We start from the raw sequence: 12,640 nt of genomic DNA on the forward strand, positions 1-12,640 counted from the left end.
TTCCTCTCCCCCGGGTGAAAAGATTCCCGTCGGGGTAGATGAGGCGCCGGCCGACGCGCCGTAAACCATAAGGACACCACCATGCCCAAGCCCAACCCGCGTCACCCGAACTTTCCGATCCCCGGCGGCCCGGCGTTGCGCGCCAAGGGCTGGCGGCAGGAGGCGCTGCTGCGCCTGCTCGAAAACGTGCTCTCGGTCGGCGAGGACCCCGACAGCCTCGTTGTCTATGCCGCGTTGGGCAAGGCGGCCCGCAACTGGGCAGCGCATCGCGGCATCGTCAAGACATTGATCGAGATGGACGAGGACCAGACGCTGATTATCCAGTCGGGAAAACCGATCGGCCTCGTCAAGACCCATGCCAAGGCGCCGCTGGTGATCATGGCCAACTGCAACATCGTCGGCCAATGGGCGAAAGCCGAGTATTTCTACGAGCTGCAGCGCAAGGGCCTGATCTGCTGGGGCGGGCTGACGGCCGGTGCCTGGCAATATATCGGCAGCCAGGGCGTCATCCAGGGCACCTACGAGATCTTCATGCGCATCGCGGAAAAGCGCTTCGGCGGCGAGCTGGCCGGGCGTTTCATTCTCACCGCCGGCCTGGGCGGCATGGGCGGGGCGCAGCCGCTCGCCGGTCGCATGGCGGGTGCGGCGATCCTCTGCGTCGACATCGACCCGGCCCGCGCCGAGGCGCGCAAGAAGATCGGCTACCTCGAAGAGATCGCGCCGGACCTCGACGCGGCGCTCGCCATGATCGACGCCGCGGTCAGGGACAGGCGGCCGCTGTCGGTCGGCCTGGTTGGTAACGCCGCCGACATCTACCCGGAAATCGCCCGCCGCGGCATCGTGCCCGACATCGTCACCGACCAGACCTCGGCGCATGACCTCGTCTACGGCTACGTGCCGAAGGGCATGGGCCTGCAGGAGGTCCGCTCCTTGCGCGAGGACGGCCAGGGACAGCTGATGGCGGCGAGCCGCGCCTCGATCGTCGACCACGTGCGCGCCATGCTGGATTTCCAGAAAAAGGGCTCGGAAGTCTTCGACAACGGCAACCTGATCCGCACCCAGGCACGCGAAGGCGGCGTCACCAACTCCTTCGACATTCCGATCTTCACCGAAGCCTATCTGCGTCCGCTGTTCTGCCGGGCCATCGGCCCCTTCCGCTGGATGGCGCTGTCGGGCGAAGAAAGCGACATCGCCCGCATCGACGACCTGCTGCTGGAGATGTTCCCGGATAACAGGATCGTCACAAACTGGGTGCGGCTGGCCCGCCAGTACATCCCCTTCGAGGGGCTGCCGGCGCGCATCGCCTGGCTCGGCCACGGCGAGCGCACCGCGCTTGCCCGCGCCGTCAATACCCTCGTCGCCAGGGGCGAGCTGAAAGGCCCGGTCGCCTTTTCCCGCGACCACCTCGACGCCGGCGCCATGGCCCATCCCAACATCATGACCGAGCGGATGAAGGACGGCTCCGACGCCATCGCCGACTGGCCGCTGCTCGACGCCATGATGTTGTGCTCGTCGATGGCCGATCTCGTCGTCGTGCATTCCGGCGGCGGCGGTTATGCCGGCTACATGACAAGCTGCGGCGTCACCATCGTCGCCGACGGGACGTCCGAAGCCGACGAACGGCTCGACCACGCGCTGACCAACGACACGGCGCTCGGCGTCATGCGTTATGCCGATGCCGGCTACGAGGAGGCGCTGGACGAGGTGGGGAAGAAGGACGTGCCCTACATCCGTCTGGAATGACAGGTCAGGCGCCTGACGCGCGGGACACATCGATATTGGCGGCCTGCGCTGCGGCAAACCAGCTGCAGAGGGCCACCACCAAGGCGACGGAAACCAGGGAGAGCCGGTGCAGCAGCGTCATATCGCCTTACCCATACCCAGCCGACGCAGCCGGATGCGCTCGTATATGGCCGCGAACACCTGCAACCTCCCCGACCGCCGGCAGGCGCGGCGGCACATGGCCAATAGGTACGGATCAGATCGGCTGAGGGTATTCTATTTCGCCGGGACAGGAACTACGCACGGCCTGACTTTTTTTGCGCTTTACACCGTAAGACGCGATGCTTGCGAGCCGGCAGGCGCGTTGCAAGGCCGTGGCTATCCAAGGCCTTGCGTCCAGCGCATCTATTCGCGAGGCAGGCCGGTCAGGCCTGGCCAGCCTGTTCGCCATCCTGTTTTTCGCAGAAGGCGATCCTGTTGCTGAACGGATCGGTGACCGTCATTTCCAGCCCCCAGGGCGCTTCTTCCACGCCGGGCTTCATGTAGCGGTAGTGTTTGCCGATCAGTTCCTCGCGGAACGCCCGCACCCCTGTCATCCACACGAAGGCCTTCGCCCCGGGAGACGCATCGCCGGCATGTTCGGAAAGATGCATGATCAGCCCGCTGCGGGACACCTGGCAGTAGAGCGGAAAATTCTCACCGAAACGATGCTCCCAATCGACAGTGAAGCCGAGGAAATCCCGATAGAATTCCATCGCCTTTTCGACCGAAAAAATCCGGAAGATCGGGATCGGCGGAGTGATGACCACCTTTTCCGCCGGCTTGGCCGGCGCAGACTCGGCTGCCTCTATGCGGGCCGCCAGGATATTCCAGTCATCGCAGCCGAACTGGGCGGCAATGATCTCAAGCGTTTCACTATGGGTCACGGAGACGTTGCGGTCGGCAAAGGCCTGACGAAGAACTTTGGCCATGAGTTTGGCATCGCGGAAATCGCGCATGAATTCATCCTTCCTCTCGGTAGACGACACCGCCAGTGCCCGCATTGCTGACCCGTCTACCATCGGATGCCATCAGGCAAGGACGAAAGGGTTTTTGCTGTCTTCGGATGTATTCACCAAACGCATGAGGCGTCGCGGGGCGGCCGGCCACATCCGGCCAAAACGGACGATATGCGGTCAGCTGCCGGGACGCAAGGGGGATTGGTTAGCGGCGGCGCGCGATGATTTCGCCCAGCACATCGCTGAAGCGCTTGACCTCGTCCAGCGTATTGTAATGCACCATGGAGATGCGGATGGCGCCGGTTTCCATCGTCAGCCCGAGGCGCTTCATCAGCCGCGGCGCAAACATGTGGCCGTCGCGCAGGCCGATGCCGGCCTGGCCCATGTCTTCGGCGATGACCTGCGGCGTGATGCCGGGAATGGAAAAGCAGATGGTCGGGACGCGGCCGGCCACCTTGTCTTCGTCGGAAATACCATAGATCACCGCGCCGTGCTGCTTCAGCACTTGCAGCAGCGCCTTCGTCAGCACCATTTCATAATCGCGGATGGCGCCCATGGCGGCGGCAAGCGCGGCACGGCGGGAGTTTGCTTCCGGCAGGAAACGGCGGCCGAGCGCTTCCAGATAATGGACGGCGGCATTCATGCCGGCGACGTTCTCGTAGGTGAAGGTGCCGACCTCGATCTTGTAGGGCGGCACGTCGGGGATGAAATCCTCCTTGAAGGTCGGCAGCTTGACGAGGGCATCGTAGCGGCCCCAGAGGAAACCCATGTGCGGTGAGAAATTCTTGTAGCCGGAGCAGACGAGATAATCGCAATCCCAGGCCTGCACGTCGATCAGGCCATGCGGGCCGTAATGCACGCAATCGAGGAAGACTTCCGCGCCCGCCGCATGGGCGATGCGGCCGACTTCGGCGACATCGACGATGGTGCCGATCGAATGGGCCGTCACCGTGCAGGCGACGAGGCGGGTTCTGTCGTTGACGAGCGGCTTCAGGTCTTCGGGATGCAGCGTGCCGTCCTCGCGCATCTTCCACCAGACGATTTTCGCGCCATCCGCCTCGAGCGCCAGCCAGGTGGCGATGTTGGCATCGTGATCCATATCGGTGACGACGATTTCATTGCGCTCATCCAGCATCTTGGCAATGCCGAGGCTGACGAGGCGAATGAAGGAGGTGGCGTTGAGGCCGAAGGAGATTTCTTCCGGACGATAGGCGTTCACCAGAAGGGCGACGCTTTCGCGTGCTTCCGCAAGGCTGCGATCGACACCCTGGCTGTGCCGGTACTTCGCCATGCGCTGGACATTGTAGTCGACCAGATGGGTGGCAACGGCATCGACCACCGACTGCGGCACCTGCGATCCACCGGCATTGTCGAGGAAGATGAAATCGCCGGCCTTCTCCAATGCGGGAAACAGCTTGCGGATCTCATGCACAGGAAAATCGATCTGGGCGGCCATGGCAAAATCTCCTGAAATAGGGTTGTGATCATTTGATCACAAGAAATTTTAAAGTTCAAGCATCTCGATGCCGGCCCGTCAGGAATCGGGGCAGAACCGCTGCAGGATATCCGCGGTCCAGGTGATGTCGTGGACAATCGAGGCGCGGACCCGACCGAAATTGCCGTCCTTCAGCGCCGCCAGAACGGCGCCATGCTGCCCTGAGGCCTCGATTTCGCCGGAACGGATCAGCGGCTCCACCGACGTCTGCAGGAGCCGCATATAGGGGCCGAAGCGCAGCCACAGCGTCTCGATCAACTGCAGCAGCACCTCGGAGCCGGAGGCGCGGTAGATGGTGAAGTGGAAGTCGTAGTTCTTTGCCATCAGGTCGTAGACATCGCGGTCACGACCGATGGAACGCTGCTCGGCGACGATCGCCTCCAGCCCGGTTATGTCGCGTGCCGTCAGCCTGGGCGCGCCGAGCTCCGCCGCCAGCCCTTCGACTGCGACGCGGGCGCGGGCCAGATCCTCCAGCCGCGCCACCGTCACCGCCGGCACGCGGGCCGAGCCGTTCTGCGCCAGTTCCAGTGCCTTCTCGGCGCCGAGCCGCCGCAACGCCTCGCGCACCGGCATGTTGCTGGTGCCGAACCGCTCCGCCAGCGAGGCGATGGTCAGCACCTGCCCGGGATCGAAGCTGCCGGCCATCAGCGCATCCCTGAGCCGCTGGTAGACGGCGTCCTGCACGGTCATGCGTGGCGGTATGGGGCCGGGGGCAAGCTTCACGTCAATCGCTCCGTCGCAATTCGATATCGGCAAGGGAGATGCCAGATCGGCCGGCGGAAGGCAAACCGGATCGACGCCGGTGGCGGCCGCCGGAGAGATCAGAAACCCTGGAAGAGGAAATCGGTGGCGGCGATGATGGTGTCGGCTTTATGCGAAAGATCGGCAATCGGCTCCCGCAATTCCTTTGCCGGTACCGCCGCAAGGAATTCCGTCAGCATCACATACATCTCGCCATCGATATCGAAGCGCGGATTGAGCCAGCGAACGAACGTATCGACGTCGCTTTCACGCACCAGCGGAGCCACGATCCGGGTGTGCAGGCCGTCGAGAAGATTGCTTTGCAGATCGAGTGCCAGGGCATCGCCGTGGCCCAGACGATAGACCTCGAACCGAGCCATTCAAAACCGCCGGTATTCTGCAAAAGGCAGTCCGTGCTTCTCGATATACTCGTTGGCGGCCCGGATCGCATCGGCGTTTTCAATGCGCCACCGGCGCTCCTTTTCCGCCTTGATCGCAGCAGCTAAATCATGGGTCGCAATTTGCGCACGATCGATTCCGAGGGCCTTGGCTTCGGCAGCCAACGCATCGTCTCTGTCCTCAGCCTGTCGAGCGCGCGAAACCATGTTCTCTCCGGGGTTGTACGAAGAATATACTGCAGAGATGCAAAATGGCAAAGGTGCTGGAAACGAGCGAGGAAGAACCTCACTCGTCCCCCATCTTCAGCGCGGCGATGAAGGCTTCCTGCGGGATTTCCACCTTGCCGAACTGGCGCATGCGCTTCTTGCCTTCCTTCTGCTTTTCCAGCAGCTTGCGCTTGCGGGTGGCGTCGCCGCCGTAGCACTTCGCCGTCACGTCCTTGCGCAGCGCCCGCACCGTCTCGCGGGCGATGACCTTGCCGCCGATCGCCGCCTGGATCGGGATCTGGAACATGTGCGGCGGGATCAGTTCCTTCAGCTTCTCGCACATGGTGCGGCCACGGCGGTCGGCAGCGGAGCGGTGCACCAGCATCGACAGCGCATCGACAGGCTCGCCGTTGACGAGGATCGACAGCTTCACCAGGTCGCTCTCGCGATAGTCGGCGAGATTGTAGTCGAAGGAGGCATATCCCTTGGAGATCGACTTCAGCCGGTCGTAGAAATCGAACACCACTTCGTTGAGCGGCAGTTCGTAGGTCAGCATGGCGCGGCTGCCGACATAGGTGAGTTCCGTCTGGATACCGCGGCGATCCTGGCAGAGTTTCAGGATACCGCCGAGATATTCGTCCGGCGTCAGGATCGTCGCCTTGATCCAGGGCTCGCGGAATTCCTCGATCTTGACGACATCGGGCATGTCGGCCGGATTGTGCAGTTCCTTTTCGGTGCCGTCCGTCATCGTCAGCTGGTAGACGACCGAGGGTGCCGTGGCGATCAGGTCGAGGTCGAATTCGCGGGAGAGGCGCTCCTGGATGATTTCGAGGTGCAGCAGGCCGAGGAAGCCGCAGCGGAAACCGAAGCCGAGGGCCGCCGACGATTCCATTTCGAAGGAGAAGGAGGCGTCGTTGAGGCGCAGCTTGCCCATGGCGGCGCGCAGTTCCTCGAAATCGGCAGCGTCGACCGGGAAGAGGCCGCAGAAGACCACCGGCTGCGCCGGCTTGAAGCCCGGCAGGGCTTCCGCCGTCGGGCGCTTGTCCTCGGTGATCGTATCGCCGACGCGGGTGTCGGCCACTTCCTTGATCGAGGCGGTGATGTAACCGATCTCGCCGGGGCCGAGGCTGTCGACATTGACCATCTTCGGGGTGAGCACGCCGACGCGCTCCACCTGGTATTTCGCATCCGTGCCCATCATGCGGATCGTCTGGCCCTTCACCAGCACGCCGTCGATGATGCGCACGAGGACCATGACGCCGAGATAGGTATCGTACCAGCTGTCGACCAGCAGCGCCTTCAACGGCGCCTTCTCGCCGCCGGCGCTCTTCGGCGGCGGCAGCTTGTTGACGATGGCTTCCAGCACGTCGGGGATGCCGAGGCCGGTCTTGGCCGAGATCAGCACCGCGTCCGAAGCGTCGATGCCGATGACTTCCTCGATCTGCTCCTTGATGCGGTCGGGTTCGGCCGCCGGCAGGTCGATCTTGTTGAGCACGGTGACGATCTCGTGGTTGTTGTCGATCGCCTGGTAGACGTTGGCGAGCGTCTGCGCCTCGACGCCCTGCGACGCATCGACGACGAGCAGAGAGCCTTCGCAGGCCGACAGCGAGCGCGACACTTCATAGGCGAAGTCGACGTGGCCGGGCGTGTCGATCAGGTTCAGCACATAGGTCTCGCCGTTCTGCGCCTTGTAGTGCAGGCGCACGGTCTGGGCCTTGATGGTGATGCCGCGCTCGCGCTCGATATCCATGGAATCGAGCACCTGTTCCGACATTTCGCGCTCGGCCAGGCCGCCCGTCGACTGGATCAGCCGGTCGGCCAGCGTCGACTTGCCGTGGTCGATATGGGCCACGATCGAGAAGTTGCGGATATGGTCGAGGGGCGTACGGGTGCTGTCTGTGCTCATGGTCGCGCATATAGCAGGGGGCTTTCGCGCCGCAAAGCGGAAAGAAAGACTTTGTTGACGATATTGGCCGGAAAATCAGCCGTTGCGGGCGGTATCGCCGGCTGGCGGATCGGTGAGCCCGGCGGCATTCGGCACCTGCGCCGTCATCATCTCGAAGGTTTCGCGTGCCTCTTCCGGCGCCCGCGGACGCTCGCGCAGGCGCAACGCAACAAAGATCGCATAAGCGACGGCAAGCGCGATCGCGACGTAGATGAAGGTTTTCGGCCCGAAGGCGGGCGTGATCAGCGTCACGGCGAGCGGCGCCAGCGTCGCGGAGATCGACCAGGCGAGCAGCTGCGTGCTGGCCAGCGGCACGAAGTCCTTGGGATCGGTGCGGTCGTTGCCGTGGGCGTTGGCGATCGAATAGACCGTCTCCACCGCCCCGGCCCAGATGGTGAAAACCAGCATCAGCAGCAACAGGCTGGCAAAGGAGACGAACAGCGAGGCGACACCGGCGACCGCAATCAGCGTGCAGACGCCGATCAGCACGTAGCGGCGATCGACGCGATCGGACATCACCCCCATGGGATACTGGATGAAGATCAGGCCGAACTGCATGCAGAACATCAAGAGCGCCACATCCTGCTGCGAAACATTGTTTTCGGCGGCATAGATCGGCGTGAACCCCTGCACCACCATCGATAGCCCGCCAGCGGCAAGCACGCCGACGAAGGCGACCGGCGAATTGCGCCAGGCCATGGCGATGTCGACGCTGACCTTTGCCGGAGCCGGCGGGATCGGCAGGCGCGTCAGGCTGATGGGGATGATGCCGAGCGTCGTGAACAGCACCGTCAGCATCGGCGCCATGTTGCCGTCCGCCGGGATCTGCCCGAAAATCCAGGCGCCCGTGCCGATACCGATGACATAGGTCATGTAGAAGACCGACATCGCCTTGCCGCGCCAGGCATTCGACGAGGCGTGGTTGAGCCAGCTCTGGGCAATGATGAAATTGGTATTGGCCGCAGCCCCGTAAAGCCCGCGGGCGAACACCCAGAGCAGCGGATTGACGCCGAAGCCGATCAGGATCGCCGACAGGATCACGACGGCAAACGAGCAGGGCAGCAGCCGGGCGTGGCCGACACGTCGGATCAGCAGCCCGGTCACCGCGCAGCCGACGAAACCGCCAAAGGCGATCGCCGTCAACGTCGCACCGGCGATCCAGGACGGCGCCTCGTTGCGGGCCAGCAGGAAGGGTACGTAGGCCAGCATCATGCCGTTGCCCAGCGCCACGCCGGTCATCGACACGATGATGCTGAAGATCGACAGAACCGATCCCGTTTCCTCCTTCGGCTGGCTCATCGTTCCCTCCCCGGCATGCGGACGCCCTCAACGCGACTCACTTGATGCAAGACCATAACGGCGACGGGCCGGCGGCAATATCGCCGGAGCGGCATGAATGAAATATTTTCCAGGACGGCCGAGGTTGCTTGATTCCATCAAAAGATCATGCAATTCTATAATAATGGAATCAAATGATACGGGGATCGAGATCGCCCTTGGCGCCCGCCTGAAAGCGTTGCGGACGCAACGGGCGATGACGCTAGAAGATCTGGCCGCGGCATCGAATGTTAGCCGGGCAATGATCTCCCGCATCGAACGCGCAGAAGCCAGCCCGACGGCATCGCTGCTGGCGCGCCTGTGCGAAGCGCTCGGCCTGTCGCTGTCCGCCTTCTTCGCCGATGGCGAACAGACCTATTCTCCGCTCAGGCGGCGTGCGGCACAGCGGCTCTGGCGCGATCCGCACACCGGTTACCTGCGGCGTTCGGTATCGCCGGAAGGCACGCCGTCGAGGGTCGATATCGTCGAGGTGGATTTTCCCGCCGGCGCCCGCGTCAGCTTTCCGCCGCGGCCCGAAAGCCGGGTGATGACCCAGCATATCTGGCTCTTCGAAGGCGAGCTGGAGATGACCATCGGCGAGACGGTGCATCGGTTGCAGCCGGGCGACTGCCTTTACATGGATATCGGCGATGCCTTCGACTTCCACAATACGGGCAAGGCGCCCGCCCGTTACGCCGTGATCCTCGATCGCGGCCACTGAACCGTTCAAGGAGTTCCTGCCATGACGACCCTCCGTCTTCTGACCGGCGCGGAAGCTCGCGCCGCAATTCCCGGCCTGTGCGAGGTGCTTGCCGATTCCGTCACCGGCGGCGCCTCCGTCGGTTTCATGCAGCCTTACGCGGCAGCCGATGCCGAACCCTATTGGCAGGGTGTCGCCGAACAGGCCGAAGCCGGCGCCACGCTGCTGATGGTTGCCGAAACGGATGGCGAGATCGTCGGCACCGTCCAGGTCGGCGTGGCGCAGATGCCGAACCAGCCGCATCGCGGCGACCTGAAAAAGCTGCTCGTCCACAGCAAGGCCCGCGGCCAGGGCCTGGGCCGGCAGTTGATGATGGCCATCGAACAGGAGGCGGCCAAGGCGGGCAAGACGCTGCTGGTTCTCGATACCGCGACCGGCAGCCCGGCGGAATCGATCTATCCGCGGCTCGGCTGGACCCGCGTCGGCGTCATTCCCGATTATGCCATGTGGCCGGAAGGCGGATATTGCCCGACCACCATCTTCTACAAACGTCTCGCCTGAGCGATTTCAACCCAAAAATAAGCCGATGCCACAGAGGGTTGGCCATTTTCGGCCGCCTGGGGCCATGCTAAGGATCGCGTGCAGGCATCCGCCTGTGTTTTGGGGATCGAACGATGAAAACTACATATTCTGTACGGCGCCTGCTTTCGGCCGCCGCAGGCGTTGCGGTGCTGTCTTCCGCACTGCTCGGCTTCGCTTCCAGCGCTTCGGCGGCAGACGTTACCTTCGTGATGCGCAACAGCCATCCGAACGCGGTCGAAGTCGAGCTTTACAGCCAGGATCGCAGCCATGTCTGGCCGGGCGACAACCAGGTCTATTACCTCGACGACGGCGAATCGAAGACCATGTCTCTCGCCTGCAACGAAGGCGAAAAGATCTGCTACGGCGCCTGGGTTTCCGGCGACAAGAGCACCTATTGGGGCACGGGCCCGGACAACGCCGAAACGTGCACGGATTGCTGCTACACGTGCACGGGCGGCGAGACGGAAGAAATCAACCTCGTCCCGTAATCGATTTTGCCGGCCGGACGCCTCTCTCGGGCGCCCGGCCGGCCTTTATGCGCAAGCGGCTTGCCTTTGCCTTCGCAACGGGGCTAACCTGATTTGATCAAAATCATCAGGGTCTTATTATGCGAGTCATTTATTCCGAAGATCACAAGCTGAGAGATGCCAAGACCGAGTTGCACGGCGGCCTGCTGGTCAAGCCGTTCGAAGGTCCGTTCCGCGCCGAATGGATCCTGCAGGCGGTGAAGGAAGAGGGGTTCACCGATGTCGTGGCGCCCGACAGCTATTCGCTGGAAACGGCGGAAAAGGTGCACGACAAAGGTTTTCTGTCCTTCCTCGAAACCGTCTGGGACCGCTGGGTCGCCGAAGGTTTCCAGGGTGAGGTGATCCCGACCTCGTTGCCCTATCGTCGTTCCCGCCACAAGATCCCCAACAACATCGACGGCGTCGTCGGTTATTACGCCAATGCGCTCGAAACCTCGATCACCCAGGGCACCTACAAGGCGGCGATTTCGTCGATGAACTGCGCGCTGACCGGCGCCGACTGGGTGAATGCCGGCAACCGCTTCGCCTTCTCGCTCTGCCGCCCGCCGGGCCACCATGCCGGCATCGACCTCTATGGCGGCTACTGCTTCATCAACAACGCCGCCGTCGCCGCCCAGCGCTTCCTCGATCACGGCGCCAAGAAGGTCGCCATCCTCGACGTCGATTTCCATCATGGCAACGGCACCCAGGATATCTTCTACGAGCGCAACGACGTGCTGTTCGCCTCGCTGCACGGCGACCCGGTCGATGCCTTCCCCTACTTCCTCGGCTATGCCGACGAGACCGGCGCCGGTGCCGGCGAAGGTTATAACCACAACTACCCGATGCCGCCGGGCACGCCCTGGAGCGTCTGGGGGCAAGCGCTCGACGATGCGCTCGTCAAGATCAAGGCGTTCGGCGCCGAAGCCATCGTCGTTTCGCTGGGTGTCGATACGTTCGAAAAGGATGCGATCAGCTTCTTCAAGCTGAAGACACCGGATTACATCACCATGGGCGAGAAGATCGCCAAGGCAGGCGTTCCCGTGCTCGTCTGCATGGAGGGCGGCTACGGCGTCAACGAGATCGGCATCAATACGGCCAATGTCCTGAAGGGGCTGGAGGCTTAAACGCTTTCATTTTGAGGGTGGGGTCGAAAAAAACGACCCCGCCCTCGTCAATTCGTCCCGTTCTCGATAGCCGGCTTACCTTTATCCGCAAGCTGCTTCCAGGAATTCTGCTGCGACAGCATCGAGCGCAGATAAGCGACGTTGGCATCCGCCTGCTGCTGCGAGAGTTCGCGCCGGGCAATTTGTTCCGCCTCATCGAAACGGCCCTGCAGGCCGACGACGAGTGCCAGGTTCTGGCGCACGCGGCTGTCGGCCGCCGCCTGCTGCGAGGCGGAGCGCAGGTAGGTTTCGGCGGTCTTCAGGTCACCGGCCAGCACATAGGACATGCCGAGGTTGGAGAGGATCGACGGTTCGTTCGGCTGGATGTCGAGCGCGTCGCGATAACGACCGCGCGCCTCGTTCGCGCGGCCCAGCTGGTCGAGGATGGCGCCTTCGGCGGATTTCAGCCGCCAGTCGGGCCGGTCCGGCGTCTGGGCGCGGCCGATGGTGGCCAGCGCCTGCTCCAGCTGCCCGGCGGCGGCCTGCGCCTTGCCGTAAGCGGCAAGAACCTCGCGGTCGGTCGGATTGGCGATCGCCACCCGCTGCATGACGGCCAAGGCCTGGGCATTCTTGCCGCTCATGCGCAGGACATTGGCATAACTCATGCCGATCTTGGCGTCCTTGGGGTTTTTCTCGTAAGCCTTGCCGATATTTTCGCCGGCACTGGCCAGTTCCGTGCTATTCATCTCCTCGACCGGCTTCGACATGCGCGGGATCGAACCCGTCGTCAGTTCCTTTCGCGACGATGCACAGCCGGCGAGCGCGACAGCGATCAGCGCCACGGCGATCCCCTGGAGAAGCTTCGACCTGCGTGAAACAATGCGTGCGGAAGATGCCATGGCCCTGCCTTCGATAGCGATTCT

At 63.1% G+C, this 12,640-nt stretch carries 13 protein-coding genes; 5 read left to right on the forward strand and 8 right to left on the reverse strand.

The genetic code is table 11. The features are described 5' to 3' along the window. Positions 1–81 precede the first annotated feature (81 nt). The gene (locus tag DEM27_RS11530) at positions 82–1,743 is read left to right on the forward strand and encodes a urocanate hydratase (protein ID WP_109458381.1); all 1,662 of its coding nucleotides are present in this window, start codon (positions 82–84) and stop codon (positions 1,741–1,743) included. A 404-nt stretch (positions 1,744–2,147) separates the two neighbouring features. Here DEM27_RS11530 and DEM27_RS11535 read toward each other — a convergent pair whose 3' ends face one another. The 7 genes from DEM27_RS11535 to DEM27_RS11565 form a co-directional block, all read right to left on the reverse strand. Beyond that, on the reverse strand, positions 2,148–2,720 hold the full coding sequence (locus DEM27_RS11535; RefSeq protein ID WP_109458382.1) for a glyoxalase superfamily protein: 573 nt from the start codon (positions 2,718–2,720) through the stop codon (positions 2,148–2,150). A gap of 205 nt (positions 2,721–2,925) precedes the next feature. Continuing rightward, positions 2,926–4,176, reverse strand: coding sequence for a cysteine desulfurase-like protein (locus DEM27_RS11540; protein ID WP_109458383.1), 1,251 nt, complete (start codon positions 4,174–4,176; stop codon positions 2,926–2,928). Between the two features lie 78 nt (positions 4,177–4,254). Further along, complete coding sequence (locus DEM27_RS11545) at positions 4,255–4,938, reverse strand: GntR family transcriptional regulator (protein ID WP_245445793.1); 684 nt, start codon at positions 4,936–4,938, stop codon at positions 4,255–4,257. Positions 4,939–5,036: 98 nt separating this feature from the next. Beyond that, positions 5,037–5,336 (reverse strand): CcdB family protein, encoded by a 300-nt coding sequence (locus tag DEM27_RS11550; protein WP_109458385.1) that lies wholly within the window; start codon positions 5,334–5,336, stop codon positions 5,037–5,039. Next, a complete protein-coding gene (locus DEM27_RS11555; RefSeq protein ID WP_109458386.1) occupies positions 5,337–5,561 on the reverse strand; it encodes a type II toxin-antitoxin system CcdA family antitoxin in 225 nt (74 codons plus the stop codon). 79 nt (positions 5,562–5,640) lie between these two features. After that, positions 5,641–7,467 (reverse strand): translation elongation factor 4, encoded by a 1,827-nt coding sequence (gene lepA / locus DEM27_RS11560; RefSeq protein WP_109458387.1) that lies wholly within the window; start codon positions 7,465–7,467, stop codon positions 5,641–5,643. A 75-nt stretch (positions 7,468–7,542) separates the two neighbouring features. Next, on the reverse strand, positions 7,543–8,805 hold the full coding sequence (locus tag DEM27_RS11565) for an MFS transporter (protein ID WP_109458388.1): 1,263 nt from the start codon (positions 8,803–8,805) through the stop codon (positions 7,543–7,545). 163 nt (positions 8,806–8,968) lie between these two features. On the opposite strand from DEM27_RS11565, the gene DEM27_RS11570 reads away from it, so the two are divergent. The 4 genes from DEM27_RS11570 to DEM27_RS11585 all read left to right on the forward strand — a co-directional run bounded on the left by DEM27_RS11570 (position 8,969) and on the right by DEM27_RS11585 (position 11,738). Then, positions 8,969–9,544 (forward strand): helix-turn-helix domain-containing protein, encoded by a 576-nt coding sequence (locus tag DEM27_RS11570; protein ID WP_109458389.1) that lies wholly within the window; start codon positions 8,969–8,971, stop codon positions 9,542–9,544. A gap of 21 nt (positions 9,545–9,565) precedes the next feature. Further along, positions 9,566–10,084 (forward strand): GNAT family N-acetyltransferase, encoded by a 519-nt coding sequence (locus tag DEM27_RS11575; protein WP_109458390.1) that lies wholly within the window; start codon positions 9,566–9,568, stop codon positions 10,082–10,084. A gap of 113 nt (positions 10,085–10,197) precedes the next feature. Then, complete coding sequence (locus DEM27_RS11580; RefSeq protein WP_109458391.1) at positions 10,198–10,593, forward strand: DUF4148 domain-containing protein; 396 nt, start codon at positions 10,198–10,200, stop codon at positions 10,591–10,593. A gap of 119 nt (positions 10,594–10,712) precedes the next feature. Further along, entirely contained in the window at positions 10,713–11,738 is a 1,026-nt protein-coding gene (locus tag DEM27_RS11585; RefSeq protein WP_109458392.1) for a histone deacetylase family protein, read from the forward strand. Between the two features lie 47 nt (positions 11,739–11,785). On the opposite strand, the gene DEM27_RS11590 is transcribed toward DEM27_RS11585, so the two are convergent. After that, positions 11,786–12,616 (reverse strand): tetratricopeptide repeat protein, encoded by an 831-nt coding sequence (locus DEM27_RS11590; protein ID WP_109458393.1) that lies wholly within the window; start codon positions 12,614–12,616, stop codon positions 11,786–11,788. Positions 12,617–12,640 lie beyond the last annotated feature (24 nt).

The sequence above is a fragment of the Rhizobium album genome, from assembly GCF_003122325.1.
Lineage (GTDB): Bacteria > Pseudomonadota > Alphaproteobacteria > Rhizobiales > Rhizobiaceae > Metarhizobium > Metarhizobium album.